A 15,500-nucleotide genomic window follows, 5' to 3' on the forward strand; every position below is an offset into this window, starting at 1 on the left:
AAATGCCTTCAGGCGAACGGCACGGCGGTGGTGCCCTTGGGCAGCTTGGCCTCGTCGTCCGGCTCGACGTGGATGGTCACGCGCACGGAGGGGATTTCGGCTTTCAGCGCTTCCTCGATGCGGTCGCAGATGACGTGGCTGTCGCCCACGCTCATCTCGGCCTCGACGACGAGGTGGAACTCGATGAAGACGGCGCGGCCGGCGATGCGCGTCTTGAGATCGTGCACCTCGATCGCGCCCTTGGAGTTGGCCGAGATGACGTCGCGGATGCGCAGCGTCTCCTCGTGGTCTACGGCGACGTCCATCAGGCCCTGCAGCGAGGAGCCGATCACGTGCCAGCCCTGCCACAGGATGTTGAGCGCCACGATGACGGCGAGTGCCGGGTCGAGGATGGTCCAGCCGGTCAGGACCGCGCCGACCAGGCCGATGATGACGCCCACGGAGGTGATGACGTCGGTCATGATGTGCTGGCCGTCGGCGAGCAGCGCAGGGTAGCGATGCCGCCGGCCGTTGCGGATCAGCAGCTGCGCCCAGCCGGCATTGACGGCCGCCGCCGCGCCGTTGATGGCAAGGCCGAGCCATGGTTGTTCTAGCGCGCGAGGCTCCTGCCAGGCGAACCAGACCTCGCGCAGGATGAGCAGGGCCGCCAGCACGATCAGCACGCCTTCGAGCACAGCGGAAAAATATTCTGCCTTGTGGTGGCCGTAGGGGTGGTCCTGGTCGGCAGGCTTGTGGCTGACGCGAATGGCCCAGAAAGCCGCCGCCGCGGCGATGACGTTGACCACCGATTCCAGCGCATCCGAATAGAGCGCGACCGAGCCGGTCAGGTGATAGGCGAGATATTTCAGCCCCATCACGCCGAAGGCGACGGCGATGGACCATGCGGCCAGGCGCTGGATCTTTTCCTTGGACGTCATGCTCTTCACTTTTGCCATGGCGGTCGCCGTTCCGGGCGTCAAAAAAACGGAGGCATGGTTCCCATGCTTATGCCATGGGAACCATGCCTCATTATGTCAAATGCGGTGTCCGGTCGACTCCGGTTTACGCCGCCTTTTCCTTGGCCTTGCGCGGCATGTGGGCGACCACGTTCTCGATCATGCGCATGCCCGCGTTCTGGCCCAGCGTCATAATCGATTCGGGGTGGAACTGCACCGCGGCAACGGGTTCCCTTTTGTGCTCGAAGGCCATGATGACGCCGTCATCCGTCTCGGCGGTGACGACGAAATCCTCCGGCAGACGGGCAGGGTCGGCGAAGATCGAGTGGTAGCGGCCGACCGTGACCTCCTGTGGCAGGCCTGAGAAGATGATGCCGGGCTGGGAGACGCGGATGCGCGATGGCTTGCCGTGCATGGGCACGTGCAGCTGGCGCAACTCGCCGCCATAGGCTTCGGCCAGCGCCTGCAGGCCGAGGCAGACGCCGAAGATGGGCAGGTCGCGCGCGCGCGCCTTCTTGATCGTGGCCGCAGTGTCGAAGTCCTTCGGCAGACCGGGCCCGGGCGAAAGCACCACGAGATCGGGCTGAAGCGTGTCGAACAGCTCGTCGGGCACCGGCGCGCGCACGGTCGAGACATCCGCGCCGGTCTGGCGGAAATAGTTGGCCAGCGTGTGCACGAACGAGTCCTCGTGGTCGACGAGGAGGATCTTCACCCCGTCGCCGACGCGGGCGGACTGGCGTTCGGTGGCGGCAATGTTGCCGGCCTTGGCGTCGCGGATGGCGGAGAGCATGGCGGATGCTTTCAGTTCGGTTTCGGCTTCTTCTTCCTCCGGCACGGAGTCGAACAGCAGTGTAGCACCGGCCCGCACCTCGGCGATCCCGTCCTTTATGCGGATGGTGCGCAGCGTCAAGCCGGTGTTGAGGTCGCCGTTGAAATGCACCATGCCGATGGCCCCGCCATACCAGGCGCGCGGGCTTTTTTCGTGCTTTTCGATGAAGCGCATGGCCCACAATTTCGGCGCGCCGGTGACGGTGACGGCCCAGGCGTGGGAAAGGAACGCGTCGAAGGCGTCCATGCCTTCGCGCAGGCGACCCTCAATGTGGTCGACGGTGTGGATGAGCCGCGAATACATCTCGATCTGGCGCCGGCCGATGACGCGCACCGAGCCCGGCTCGCAGACGCGGGATTTGTCGTTGCGGTCGACGTCGGAGCACATGGTGAGCTCGGACTCGTCCTTCTTGGAGTTGAGCAGTTTTATGATCTGCTCGGCGTCGGCAATGGCGTCGTCGCCGCGCTTGATGGTGCCGGAGATCGGGCAGGTCTCGACGCGACGGCCATTCACCCGCACGAACATTTCCGGCGAGGCGCCGACCAGATATTCGCCTTCGCCCAGATTGATGAAGAAGGAATAGGGCGAGGGATTGATCTTCTTCAGCCGGCGCGAAATCTCGGCGGGCGTGCTGTCGCAGCGTTCGTAGAACATCTGCCCCGGCACGACCTCGAACAGGTCGCCGCGCTGAAAACTCTCCTTGGCCTTCTCGACGATTTTCGCATATTCGCCCGGCTCGTGGTCGCCGCGCGGCGGGATGCGGTCCGACGGGCGGAAGGGCTGGATGTCGCCGTAGCGCGGCAGGCCTTCGGTGGAAAAACCTTCGCCGGCATAGTCGTAGCGGTCGTGCCAGGCCTTGGCGGCGTGGTGGTCGACCACCAGGATCTCGTCGGGCAGGTAGAGCACCAGGTCTCGCTGGCTTTCGGCCCGCTTCAGCGTGTGCTCGACCGGGTCGAACTGGAAGGCGAGATCGTAGCCGAAGGCGCCGTAGAGGCCGAGATTGCTGTCGTGCTCGCTGCGGAACAGCGCTGTGATGGCGCGCAGCACGGTGAAGACGGAGGGCGCACGGGAGCGCTCTTCCTCGGTGAAGACGCGGCCGGGCTTGGCCACGTCGAGCGTGATCAGGCGCTTGTTCTCGCCGGTGACCTTGACCTCCTTCAGAGCCTTGACCGCCGGGGCGATTGCGACGAGCAGCGCTTCGCCACGGGCGTTCAGCGCCTCGATGCGCATGGCGCGGCCGCGGGCGCTGATGGCAACAGGCGGATCGATGATGGCGGTGTCCCAGCGGGTGTAGCGGCCGGGATACTCGTAGTTTGAGGAGAAGACCGCGCCGCGCCGCGAGTTCAACCCGTCGACATAGGTGTCTATCGCATCGCCATAGACCGCGTCATGGCGCTGGCGGGTGATGACCACGCCGCCCGCCGTTCTGTAACTTTCCGAACCGTCTTCAAGGGTTTCGATCGACATTTCCGTTTCCTTCCCATTTGTCGGCAGGGTTCCGGAAAGCCCACAAAAACAAAATGGCCGCCCGGATTACTCCTGCGGCCACCAAGTTTTCAACGCGCACGCGCGCTCGAGGCCGCTGTCAGCAAGCCCACCACCAGAGCGTCGTGTGCGAAATCGTCATCATCGCGTTTTACATAGCGGCGAAGGGAGGGGCCGGCAAGGGGGATTCCGCGGAGGCGCAATCCGCCACTGCCAAGCCTGGATCAGCCCTGGTTGAGGAAGCGCTTGAAGATATAGCCTTCCTTGCCGTCGTAGGAGACCTTGCACCACCCCTTGCAGCTGATGATGTCGACGGAGGCGTTGGCCGGAACCACCGTCACCACGTCGGCGTCGTTGTCGGCGCTGGCGCGCATCTTGACGGCCGAGTTCACCTTGGCGCTGCCGCTCACGGGATCTGGGGCAGCGGTTTGCGTCGGCGCGCTGGCCGGCTCTGCCTTCGCGGCCGCTGGCTTGGCCTTGGCGGGCTTGGCGGGCGCCGGCTTGGCCGCTGCAGGCTTGGCCGGCGCGGGCTTGGCGGGGGCGGGGGCAACGGGGATTATGCTGCCGGTCGTGGAGTCGTCGGACTGCGGCGCGGCCGCGGCTTCCGGCTCAGCCGTGGCGCTCTCCGGGCTCGCATGGGCCGGCTGGAACGTGGAAGGCTGTGCAGCCTGCGGATCGTCGGCGCGCGCCCAGCGCTGGTCGTGCGTTTCGAGCGTTGAGGCGGCGGGCGCCGGCTGCGGCGCCGATGCCTGCGGCTGCGTCAGGGCAGCACTAGCGGTGGCCGGAGCCGGCGACGTGTCGGCGGAGCTGGGGGCTGCGGGCTGAGGGGCAGGGGCGGAGGTTGCTGGCTGGGCGGTGCTGTCCGTGGCCTGCTCGACGGCAGGTGTGGCGGGCGCAGCCTCGACCGCGGGAGGCTGCGAAGAAGCGACCGCCACTGGATCGTCGTGCGACGGGTTGGACAGCAGGGTGAGGCCCACGCCCAAGCCGCCGAGTACGGCAACGCCGGCAATCCCCAGCGCCAAGCGGCGCCGCGACGGCATGGCCTGAAGCCAGGCCGCCTTTTGCGCGATCTGGCGATAGCCTCGCGTGGCCTTGTCGAGGAAGGACGGAGGAGTTTTTGCTTCCGGCTCTTCCGCGATACTGACGCGGGAATCCCAGTCATAGCGGAAATGCGGCATGACGGCGTCGTCGTCGGCCGGGGGTGTCCGCAAGGCCGCCGGCGGCTGGCTGAGTGAGGCATTGGGGGCAGTGTTGGCCGGTGCGGCAACGGGAGGCTGGCTTTGCGGCGGCCGGGCAGCGGTGACCGGCGCAGAGGGGCGCAGGGGCGATTGCGGGACCGTTGCGGCAGGCGAAGGCGCAGTGCCCTGGCCGGGCAGGGGGGCACGGGCAGTCGGGGTGGGCTGGCCGCTCAGCGGTCGCGCGGGATTGGCCGGGGCGGCGGGGCGCAGGGCCGATTGCGGGGCTGGGGTGGCTGGCGAGGTGGCCGGGTTCGGCTGGGGCACGCGGGAGGCAGGCGAGGGCTGGCCGCTCAGCGGTCGTGCGGGATTGGCCGGCGTGGCGGGGCGCAGGGGCGGCTGCGGGGCTGCCGGGGAAAGCGAGGGCTGTGCGACCGGGTTCGGCTGGGGCACGCGGGCAGCCGGCAGGGGCTGGCTGGTCTGCGGTTGTACGGCAGCGGCGGGCGCAGCCGGGCGAGAAAGCCATTGCGGGACCGGGGGGACGGCAGACGAGGACTGCATGCCCGGATTGGGCAGGGGCGGGCGAGCGGCCGGGGCGGGCTGGCCGCTCAGCGGCCGCGCAGGAGCCTGCGCGGCGGGGCGCAGGGTCGGCTGCGGGGCCGCGGCGGCAGGCGAAGGCGGCGTGCTCTGGTTTGCGGGCGAGGGAAACGGCCGGGAAGCCTGCGCGGGAAGCGATTCGTCGGGCCTCGCCGGCGCGGCGGGCGCGGGGCCGGCCGGGTTCGTGACGCTGCGCCACAGCTCGTATTCGAGCGCGTCCACGTCATGGGGGGCATCTGCGAGTTTGGAAACTTTCAAGGACTTACTCCACGCACAATCTTGCCCGGAACGATCGAACGCATGCCCAACCGTTCGCGCGAAATGGCGCGCCTACGGCCGAGATTTGCGTCGGATGATCCGGTAAGTCCCCCGCACCCAAGCTGCCCAACCTTTATTGGTAAATATGGCGTTACTGCGCCCGGCTTCCGGCAATTCGCGGGCATTCTGGGCTTTCGGGCGACTTTTGGCGCGCTTCAGCAAACAAAAACGCCGCGCGGGGTGGCCGCGCGGCGCTGAAGGGCAGGTGGGCCGGCGACGACCGCCGGCCTGGTCCGGGCCTAGAACAGGCCCTCGATCTGGCCGTGTTCGTTGAGGAAGATCTTTTCCGACGACGGCACCTTGGGCAGGCCCGGCATGGTCATGATCTCGCCGCAGATGACGACGACGAAGCCGGCGCCGGCCGACAGCCTGACCTCGCGCACCGGCACGGTGTGGCCGGTCGGCGCGCCGCGCAGGTTGGGGTCGGTCGAGAACGAGTACTGCGTCTTGGCCATGCACACCGGCAGGTGGCCGTAGCCCTGTTGCTCCCAGGCGTGCAGCTGGTCGCGCACGCTCTTGTCGGCGATCGCCTCGGAGCCGCGGTAGATGCGCTGGACGATGGTGTTGACCTTGTCGAACAGGCTCATCTCGTCGGGGTAGAGCGGCGCGAACTGCGCCGCACCGCTCTCGGCGAGCTGCACCACCTTGTGCGCCAGCGCCTCGATGCCGGCCGAGCCCTCGGCCCAGTGCTTGCACAGGATCGCCTCCTCGCCCATCGCGGCGACGAAGTCCTTGACCGCCTGGATCTCGGCTTCGGTGTCGGAGTGGAAGTGGTTGATCGCCACCACCGCCGGCACGCCAAACTGCTTGACGTTCTCGATGTGGCGGCCGAGGTTGGCGCAGCCCTTCTTCACCGCCTCGACGTTCTCGGCGCCGAGGTCTTCCTTCTTGACGCCGCCGTTCATCTTCAGCGCCCGCACCGTGGCGACGATGACCGCCGCCGCGGGTTTCAGGCCGGCCTTGCGGCACTTGATGTCGAAGAACTTTTCCGCGCCGAGATCGGCGCCGAAGCCGGCCTCGGTGACGACGTAGTCGGCGAGCTTCAGCGCGGTGGTGGTGGCCATCACCGAGTTGCAGCCATGGGCGATGTTGGCGAACGGGCCGCCGTGCACGAAGGCCGGGTTGTTCTCCAGCGTCTGCACCAGGTTGGGCTGCATGGCGTCCTTGAGCAGCACGGTCATGGCGCCATCGGCCTTGATGTCGCGGGCATAGACCGGGCTCTTGTCGCGGCGGTAGGCGATGATGATGTCGCCGAGGCGCTTCTCGAGGTCTTTCAGGTCGGTGGCCAGGCACAGGATCGCCATCACCTCGGAGGCGACGGTGATGTCGAAGCCGGCCTCGCGCGGATAGCCGTTGGCGACGCCGCCGAGCGAGCAGACGATCTCTCTGAGCGCGCGGTCGTTCATGTCCATGACCCGGCGCCAGGCGACGCGGCGGGTGTCGATGCCCTGCTCGTTGCCCCAGTAGATGTGGTTGTCGATCAGCGCCGACAGCAGGTTGTGGGCGGTGGTGATGGCGTGGAAGTCGCCGGTGAAGTGGAGGTTCATGTCCTCCATCGGCACCACCTGGGCATAGCCGCCGCCGGCGGCCCCGCCCTTGACGCCGAAGTTGGGCCCGAGCGAGGCCTCGCGGATGCAGATCACCGCCTTTTTGCCGATGCGGTTCAAGCCGTCGCCGAGGCCGACGGTGGTGGTGGTCTTGCCCTCGCCGGCCGGGGTCGGGTTGATGGCGGTGACCAGGATCAGCTTGCCGTCCTTGTTGCCCTTGACCGACTGGATGAACTCGGCCGAGACCTTGGCCTTGTCGTGGCCGTAGGGCAGCAAATGCTCGTTGGCGATGCCGATCTTGGCGCCGATCTCCTGGATCGGCCGCTTCTTGGCGGCACGCGCTATTTCGATGTCTGTCTTGAATTCGGGCATAGGCAGAAGGGTCCCTCGGTTGGTTGAAGATTCACGGCAGCCTCACCGGGCGCCTTTGCGACGGCATAGAAGCCCGAGAGGGCGGGCATTCGCCGTCTCAAAACAGCCGCGCAATACACGGATTGCGACAGCAAAAACAGGGGGTGCGGCAAGCGGGCTGGGGACGGCAAGCGGCCGGCCGGCGCGATGCACGTTTGCGTTTCCTCCCTCATATGTCCTGCCTCTCCGCCATCCGCCCTTTAGCGCGACAGCACGTTGCTGATCTCGACCAGGTTGGAGCGCACGCGCAGGATGTAGAAGCCCATGGTGATCAGATGCGACGGCATGAGCCAGCCTGCCTCGGCGCCGTTGGAGATGATGAAGGGTTGGATGTTGAGCGCCGAGCGCGTCTGCTGCTCCATCGTGTTCCACAGGCTGTCGAGGTTGCGCGTGCGCAGCACGTCCTCGAAGTCGGCATGGGCGGCCTTGAGCAGGCCGTAATAGCCGTAGAGCTGGCCGTAGGCGAACCAGAAGCGGTCGTCGGCGCGCGGGTCGAGCCAGCCATTGGCGTGGTTCTCGGCGCGGTCTTTGAGGATGGCCGAGGTGCTGCCGATGTCGTTGGAGATGCGGTCGATGAACTGGATCAGGTTGTCGGCGCGCGCGTCGAAGACGGCGCCGCATTTCTCCAGACGGGTGTTGAAGGCGCGCAGGCTCTTGATGGCCGAGCGGTAGTAGCTGGGCGTTGGCGTCTTGGGGCCGAAGGGGCTGAGGCCGAAATACCAGGTGTATTCGTCGAACTGCATGTTGCCGCGCGCCGACTGCAGGTCCGAATCGACCTGGCTGGTGCCGCGCAGGCGGCCGAGATTGTCGGCGAGCTCGGTGGTCGTGCGCCGCACAGCCTGGTTGATGCCGCGCTGGAAGGACGCCTTGTTGTCGAGGAAGGGGGTGTCATCCCAGGACATGCCGAAGAAGCCGAGCCTGTAGAGAAGCATCGACGAGATCCAAGCGTTCTGGTTGACGTTGAAGTCGGTGAGGTCGGCGGTGACGTCGGCGATCGCCGAGCGCGCGCAGGTCTTTGCCGCGCTGCCGTTGTTATCGGCCAATTCTTCGCCTGCCGTGGTGCTGCGCTTTTCGAACTGGTAGGCGTCGACATAGTCGGGATTGAAATTGGTCCAGACCTGGGTCGTCCAGATGAAATAGCCGTAGAGGCCGACGAGGCAGACAGCGCAGGCGGCGACCACGGCCTGCGTTATCCAGCCGCGCCGGGAATACCACTGCCAGGCCTTTCGAAATGGCCAGGCGAGGCCACGCCCGATTCCCTGCAAGGCCCGGATGAAGACGTTCGAACTCTCATCACGCATCTGGTCGCAAGTCCCTCTCTGGCGCGTGGTCCCGCCGGCGAGTCGGCAGGCTGCCGCCTCTCTTTCGCCGTCTGGCCGGGTGAAGCTCCGGGCCGCATGCGCAGCTTTCCAGATATGTGTTTTTCGCCCTTTCCACAACATGCGCTCGGAGATCGGATGCAGCCTACGGCCGGGCCGTGTCGTCCCTCAGGGGCGAAAATTGTCGCCTTGAGCAAACTCCGCGCCGCGCCTTGCCCTTTGGCGATGCTTGAAACCATTCCAAAATGATGTTTGGCTAAAACTTGAATGGCCTAAGCCACACGCTAGTCGCCGCAAATTCACAATGGGAGAAACGCATGTCGCGTATGAAATCATTCGCCATTTCACTCAGCATGGCGGCAGTTCTATATTCTGGCACTGCATTCGCCGCCGATCCGGCAAGCTGCAAGACCGTGCGTCTGTCCGATGTGGGCTGGACCGATATCCAGGCGACCACCGGGGTTGCCTCGGTATTGCTCACCGCGCTCGGCTATGAGCCGCAGGTGATCCAGCTGTCGGTGCCGGTGACCTATGCCTCGCTGAAGAACAACGACCTCGACGTCTTCCTCGGCAACTGGATGCCGTCGATGACGAACGACATCAAGGACTATGCGGCGGAAGGCTCCGTCGAGACCATCAGCGAGAACCTGTCGGGTGCGGGCTACGGCATCGTGGTGCCGACCTATGTGGCGGAAGCCGGCGTCAAGACGCTTACCGACCTCGGCAAGTTCAAGGACAAGTTCGGCGGCAAGATCTACGGCATCGAGGCCGGCAATGACGGCAACCGCATCATCCTCGACATGATCAAGAACCCGGCCGATAACCTGGAGGGCTTCGAGCTGGTCGAATCTTCCGAGGCCGGCATGCTCACCCAGGCCGAGCAGTCGATCAAGAACAACGAGTGGATCGCCTTCCTCGGCTGGACGCCGCATCCGGTGATGGGCGCCATGAAGATCACCTATCTCGACGGCATGGGCGATTCCGGCTTCGGCGCCGCCACCGTGCACACCAACGTGCGCAAGGGCTACACGAGCGAGTGCCCGAACGTCGGCAAGTTCATCGCCAACCTCAAGTTCAACTTGGACATGGAAGGCGAGATGATGGACAAGATCCTCAAGGGCGGCGACGCGAACGAGGTTGCGACCGAGTGGTTGAAGGCGCATGCGGACGCAGTGGCGCCTTGGATCGACGGCGTCACCACCTTCGACGGCGGCGACGCGGCCGCGGCCGTGAAGACCGCGCTGGGCGGCTGAGCGCCTTGCCCTTCCCCTTGCGGGGGAGGGGCCATCCGCGTAGCGGAGCGGGGTAGGGCGGATTTTCAATCCATCGCCCTCACCCCACCCGGCGCGTTCCGCGCCGACTTCCCCGCAAGAGGGAGGATTCAAGAAAAATGAAGGGACGAGATGGATCCGGTTTCGCAATTCCTGGCCAGCTACAAGATACCTATCGGCGCCTGGGGCAAGGCGTTCTTCACGTTTCTGACAGACAATTTCGATGCCGTCTTCCGTGGCTTTTCGAGCGGGCTGAACCTGGTGCTCGACGGGCTGGTGAGCGGACTCTTGACCTTGCCGCCGGTGCTGGTCATCGCGCTGATCGTGGCGCTTGCCTATTTCCTCCAGCGCTCCAAGGGCCTGGCCGTGGGCGTGGCGCTGGGGCTTATTTTCATCCTTAATCAAGGGCTGTGGAAACAGACGCTGCAGACGCTGGTGCTGGTGGTGGCGGCTGCCGCCGCTTCCATGGCGATCGGCGTACCGCTCGGCATTTGGGCCGCGCACAAGCAGAAGGTCTACCGCGTGCTTCTGCCGGTGCTCGACATGATGCAGACGCTGCCCACCTTCGTCTATCTCATTCCGGTGCTGACCCTGTTCGGCCTCGGCAACGCGCCGGGCCTGATCGTGACCATCATCTTCGTCATTCCGACGGCGGTGCGCCTGACGCATCTGGGCGTCACCTCCGTGCCGACCGCGATCATCGAGGCGGGCGAGGCCTTCGGCGCCACCAAGCGCCAGCTTCTGTGGAAGGTGGAACTGCCGGCGGCGCTGCCGACCATCATGGCCGGGCTGACCCAGTGCATCATGCTGTCGCTGTCGATGGTGGTGTTTGCCGCTCTCATCGGCGCGGGCGGGCTGGGCACAGAAATCAACCGGGCGCTGGGCTCGCGCAAGATCGACCTGGGGCTTGAGGCCGGGCTGGCGATCGTGGTGCTGGCCATCGTGCTCGACCGCATGACCCGCATCGGCGTCGGAGGTAAGAAATGAACGTCGCCGCGGATGTGAAAACGAACGTCGCCGTCGATTTCAAGAATGTCGACATCGTGTTCGGCCCGGATACGGCCGAAGCGCTTGCCATGGTGGACCGCGGCGCGACGCGCGCCGAAATCCTCCAGAAGACGGGAAATGTGCTGGGCTGCGCCGGCGCCAACCTGACCGTGCGCGAGGGCGAGATTTCCGTGCTGATGGGCCTGTCGGGCTCGGGCAAGTCGACGCTGCTGCGCGCTGTCAACCGGCTCAACCTCGTCTCCCGGGGGCAGGTCCTGGTCAAGGACGGCGACCGCACGGTCGACGTGGTAACCTGCGACGAGGCGACCCTGCGCCGCCTGCGTCAGAAGCAGGTCGCGATGGTTTTCCAGCAGTTCGGCCTCTTGCCGTGGCGCACGGTGGAGGAAAATGTCGGCCTGGGGCTGGAGCTTGCCGGCGTGCCGGAAGCCGAGCGCCGCGAGCGCGTGCAGCGCCAGCTGAAACTCGTCAATCTCGACCAGTGGGCGAAGAAGTTCGCGCATGAGCTTTCGGGCGGCATGCAGCAGCGCGTGGGCCTGGCGCGCGCCTTCGCCACCGAGGCGCCGATCCTGCTCATGGACGAGCCCTTCTCGGCGCTGGACCCGCTGATCCGCACCAAGCTGCAGGACGAACTGCTGCAACTGCAGGCCAAGCTGAAGAAGACGATCATCTTCGTCAGCCACGACCTGGAGGAGGCGCTGAAGATCGGCAGCCACATCTCGATCATGGAAGGTGGGCGCATCGTGCAGACCGGCGCGCCGGAGGACATCGTGCTGCGCCCGGCCAACGACTATGTGCGCGACTTCATCTCCAACGTGAACCCGTTGTCGGTGCTGACGGCGTGGAACGTGATGCGCGACCGCCGCGACCTGGAGAAGGCGGGCGAGGACGGCTGGCTGTGGCTCGACCGGCGCCAGACGACGCGCTTCAAGATCGACGCCGACGGGCTGGTAGCGGCGGCCGAGCGCAACGGCCAGCCGGCGATCTGGGCTTCGTGCGACGAGGTGGAAGGCCTCTCGCCGGATGGCTCGCACGTCTTCTGGGCGCGGCCCGGTACCTCGCTGAAAACGGTGATGCTGGCCATGCACCGCTCGCAGACCGCGCCGGTGGCGCTGTTCGACGAGCAGTCGCGTTTCGTCGGCGCAATCGGCATCCGGGACGTGCTGTCGGCGGTGCTGCGCAGATAGCCCCGCGACTTGTCGGCCGGTGACACGGCGGACGCGAATGCAGGAGGCCGGCTATGCCCGATCTGCTTTTCACGGGGACCCAAGAGGCCCGGCTCACGCTGGTGCTCGCGCACGGCGCGGGAGCGGCGATGGATTCGGCCTGGATGAATGCGATGTCGGACAAGCTGGCGGGGCGTGGTGTCCGTGTCGTCCGTTTCGAGTTCGCCTACATGGCCGCCCGGCGCTCGGGCCAGCGGAAGCCGCCTCCGCGCGCCGAGACGCTGCTCGGCGAATACCGCGACGCCGTCGCTGCGCTGGGGCAAACGAATGGCCTGTTCATCGGCGGCAAGTCGATGGGCGGGCGCGTGGCGAGCATGGTGGCCGAAGAGCTTTTCGGGCAGGGCACGATCGCCGGTCTCGTCTGTCTCGGCTATCCGTTCCATCCGCCTGGCAAGCCAGAGAAATTGCGGACGGCGCATCTGAAGCGGCTGGCTGTGCCGACGCTGATCTGCCAGGGGATGCGCGATCCATTCGGCACGCGCGAAGAGGTTTTGTCCTACGAGCTTTCGTCGGAGATCGCCGTCGACTGGCTGGAAGACGGCGACCACGATTTCAAGCCGCGTAAGCCGTTGACGCTGGAAGCCAACCTGGACGCGGCCGCGACCGAAATTGCCGCGTGGATGCGGAAAATCGCTGCTGAATAGGATAAAGCGAGAGCGGCAACTCTCCAAAAACGTTGCCGAAATGGAACGCCTCGGCTGAAAACGGACCTTTCAGATGCCCCTGCGTAACCCCGAAGCGCCGCAAGGCTTGCCAGAAGGCCCCAAATGAGGGCAGAATCAACCTGTGACTGCATTGCGACGTGTATGCGAGGGGTGACATGGCATTGGCACTGCGCAGGGGAACACAGTCTATAGCCCTTTCTTTGCTGGCAGCGACGGCACTGGCCTCCTGGCCGGCCTTCTCCGAGGACTTCACGATCAAGTCCGGGGAGACGGTGGGGCAGCAGGTCATGGATAGCACCGGCGATACTGGCGCCGTGCAGTCGGGCGGCAAGATCAGCACGACCGATGACAACGAACCCGCCGTCGAGATGCAGAAGGCTGGCCAGAAGCTTACCAACGACGGAACGATAGAGACGTGGGGCGACGACACGCCCACGGTCTACACCAAAGGCGCCGGCGCGCAGGTGACAAACAAAGGCTCGCTGTTGGCAGGGGGCAATGGCTCGGCCGGCATCGCCAGCGAGGGCCAAGGCACGATCATCGTCAATAACGGCCTGCTGCGCGCAGACAACGATGCTTTCGCCGGCATCTTTGCGACCGGCGGCGATACCCGGGTCACCAACGCCGGTACGGTCGAGGTCGGAGGGAGCAACGTCTTCGGCATTTTCGTCGGTGGTGAGAATTCAAGCGTCGCCAACGGCGGGACGATCCATGCCCTGGGCGACGGTGCCGTGGGCATTGTGGCAGCTGGAAACGGCAGCCAGGTCACAAACAGTGGGCTAATCGACACGACGGGGTTGGCGACTGTGGGCATCGCCGTAGGTGATCCCGATCCCTTGGTAGTCATCTCGGATGTGGCGGTGCTGAATGACGGCACGATCCGTTCTAATAGCCTTGCAAGCACAGGCGACGTCGTTAGCTTGGGCATCACTGTCAACGCACATGGTGCGCATGTCGTAAATGACGGCTTGGTGGATGTGAGTGCAGTTACCGCCGATGGTGACAGCGCGAGTGGTGGCATTGTGGTCGACGGCAACAATGTAACTGCCGTCAACAATGGTTCCATTAACGTATTCGGATCTGCGACCAACGGCGATGCTGCTGTGAGTGGCATAGCGCTCAGTGGCAACAATGTGATTGTCGTCAACAGTGGTTGGATCAATGTGGGAGGATCTGCGGCTGGCGATGCCTTTGTGAGCGGTATCGCTCTTGGGGGCGATCATGCGACAGTCACCAATTCCGGCACGCTGCTGAGTGATGACCTTGCGATCCTGTTCGGCGGCGACGATGCGCGGCTGAACCTGCAGGCCGGCACGGCCATCCAGGGCGACATCGTCTTCGGCGGTTCCGACAACACCGTTTCCTTCGGCCCCGGGCTGAATGCGGTGATGACGTTCTCCGGCTTGCCGGACGTGATCATGACCGGCGGCCGGCCCTATGTCGTTCGTGACGACACTGTCGCGGTGCTCGACCCGGCCGGCTTCCGCGGCGCGCATGCGGTGGTGACCGATCTCACCGGCAACATTGCCGGCGCGATCGAGGACAGGCTTGCGCTCGCGCGGAATACGGGCTTCGGCGAACTCGGCCTGCGCGGCCCCATCGTTGCAGATGGCGTCGTCGAACCGGCGGCTCCCTTGGGGCCGGTGTTCTGGGCCACGGCCATCGGCAGCTATCGTTCGGAGAGCCATTCGGGCGATGATGAACGCTTCCGCAATTCGGTCGGCGGCGGGATTGCGGGCTTCGACGCGGAGGTTTCCGACCTATGGCGCGCTGGCGCCTTCCTGGGTGGCGCCGGCGGCTCGGTTCGCGTCGACGACTCCGGCCACGACAGGAGCTACAGCAGCTTCTTCGGCGGCGGCTACCTTGGCTATGCGGCGGGCCTGAACTTCGCCGATCTGTCGATCTCCGTCGGTTCGCTTCGGCAGAACGCCGACCGCCGCATTGCCAACAACATGGTGCTGGGCGGCATCGAGACGGGGCGCGCCAATGTCAACGGCGTCTTCGTCAGCCCGGCGGTGACATTCGGCACGCATGTGGCGATGGGGGACACGATCATCGTCCCGAGCCTTCGACTGCGCTATGCCGGGCTGTTCCTCGACAGCTATTCGGAAGAGGGCGCTCATGACGAGCTGAGCGTGGACTCGCGCCACGTGAATGTGTTCGAGGCACGCGGCCAGATCGCGCTGCCGCTGGCGCCGCAGGTCACCGACAACGGCGTGTGGGCGGCCTCGCTCCGGGCCGGCATCGACGGCATCGCGCAAAGCGGCGGCAGGGTTTCGGCGACGATGCTGGGGCAGGACATCTCGTTTACGCCAGACGACCGCAAGGGCGTGGTGCGCGGCTTCGCCGGTGCCGACTTCACCTTCCTCAACGACAGCCGGATGCAGCTGCAGGGCACCATCGAGCTCGGCTACGGCAGCGACAGGGCATTTACGGCGTTTGCGCGCGCGGGGCTGAGCGTTCCGTTTTGAGGCAGCGGCTGGCTGGATTTGGTCGCAGGCGCGCGGAATGCTGCGGAGCCGAAGGTGGCCCGCGCGAAACGCGTGTGCGTCCGATCGACGTATTGGAAGCGGCCTAGTCGAGGCCTGGATCCCCGGAACCTCCGCACTTCGCTTCGCTCGTGCTCCGGCCCGAGGATGACGGAGGCATTGTGGCTCTTCGCAAATCTCCAGCGCTGACGATTTGCATGCCAAAGCAGTAGTCACGCGAGCAGACAG

Annotated in this window: 10 protein-coding genes; 5 read left to right on the plus strand and 5 right to left on the minus strand. The window is 65.6% G+C overall.

Going from position 1 to position 15,500, the window contains the following annotated elements:
* Nucleotides 1-8 precede the first annotated feature (8 nt).
* The 5 genes from ABLE85_RS17690 to ABLE85_RS17710 all read right to left on the minus strand — a co-directional run bounded on the left by ABLE85_RS17690 (nt 9) and on the right by ABLE85_RS17710 (nt 8,598).
* Entirely contained in the window at nt 9-917 is a 909-nt protein-coding gene (locus ABLE85_RS17690) for a cation diffusion facilitator family transporter (RefSeq protein WP_348794208.1), read from the minus strand.
* Nucleotides 918-1,041: 124 nt separating this feature from the next.
* Nucleotides 1,042-3,231 (minus strand): anthranilate synthase, encoded by a 2,190-nt coding sequence (locus ABLE85_RS17695; protein WP_348794027.1) that lies wholly within the window; start codon nt 3,229-3,231, stop codon nt 1,042-1,044.
* 242 nt (nt 3,232-3,473) lie between these two features.
* The gene (locus tag ABLE85_RS17700) at nt 3,474-5,279 is read right to left on the minus strand and encodes an SH3 domain-containing protein (RefSeq protein WP_348794028.1); all 1,806 of its coding nucleotides are present in this window, start codon (nt 5,277-5,279) and stop codon (nt 3,474-3,476) included.
* A gap of 299 nt (nt 5,280-5,578) precedes the next feature.
* Entirely contained in the window at nt 5,579-7,258 is a 1,680-nt protein-coding gene (locus ABLE85_RS17705; RefSeq protein ID WP_348792870.1) for a formate--tetrahydrofolate ligase, read from the minus strand.
* Nucleotides 7,259-7,497: 239 nt separating this feature from the next.
* Nucleotides 7,498-8,598: a DUF2333 family protein gene (locus tag ABLE85_RS17710; RefSeq protein ID WP_348794029.1), complete on the minus strand. Its 1,101-nt coding sequence runs from the start codon at nt 8,596-8,598 to the stop codon at nt 7,498-7,500.
* A gap of 335 nt (nt 8,599-8,933) precedes the next feature.
* Between ABLE85_RS17710 and ABLE85_RS17715 the strand changes: the two genes are divergently transcribed.
* From ABLE85_RS17715 to ABLE85_RS17735, 5 genes are all read left to right on the plus strand, one after another.
* A complete protein-coding gene (locus ABLE85_RS17715; protein ID WP_348794030.1) occupies nt 8,934-9,869 on the plus strand; it encodes a choline ABC transporter substrate-binding protein in 936 nt (311 codons plus the stop codon).
* A 150-nt stretch (nt 9,870-10,019) separates the two neighbouring features.
* Entirely contained in the window at nt 10,020-10,874 is an 855-nt protein-coding gene (gene choW, locus ABLE85_RS17720; protein WP_348794031.1) for a choline ABC transporter permease subunit, read from the plus strand.
* The gene (choV, locus tag ABLE85_RS17725) at nt 10,871-12,079 is read left to right on the plus strand and encodes a choline ABC transporter ATP-binding protein (RefSeq protein ID WP_348794032.1); all 1,209 of its coding nucleotides are present in this window, start codon (nt 10,871-10,873) and stop codon (nt 12,077-12,079) included. Before choW ends, choV begins: the two co-directional genes overlap by 4 nt.
* 53 nt (nt 12,080-12,132) lie before the next feature.
* Entirely contained in the window at nt 12,133-12,762 is a 630-nt protein-coding gene (locus tag ABLE85_RS17730) for an alpha/beta fold hydrolase (protein ID WP_348794033.1), read from the plus strand.
* Nucleotides 12,763-12,938: 176 nt separating this feature from the next.
* Nucleotides 12,939-15,254, plus strand: coding sequence for an autotransporter domain-containing protein (locus ABLE85_RS17735; RefSeq protein WP_348794034.1), 2,316 nt, complete (start codon nt 12,939-12,941; stop codon nt 15,252-15,254).
* Nucleotides 15,255-15,500: the final 246 nt, after the last annotated feature.

The organism is Mesorhizobium sp. KR1-2, from assembly GCF_040045035.1.
Classification (GTDB): Bacteria; Pseudomonadota; Alphaproteobacteria; order Rhizobiales; family Rhizobiaceae; genus Pseudaminobacter.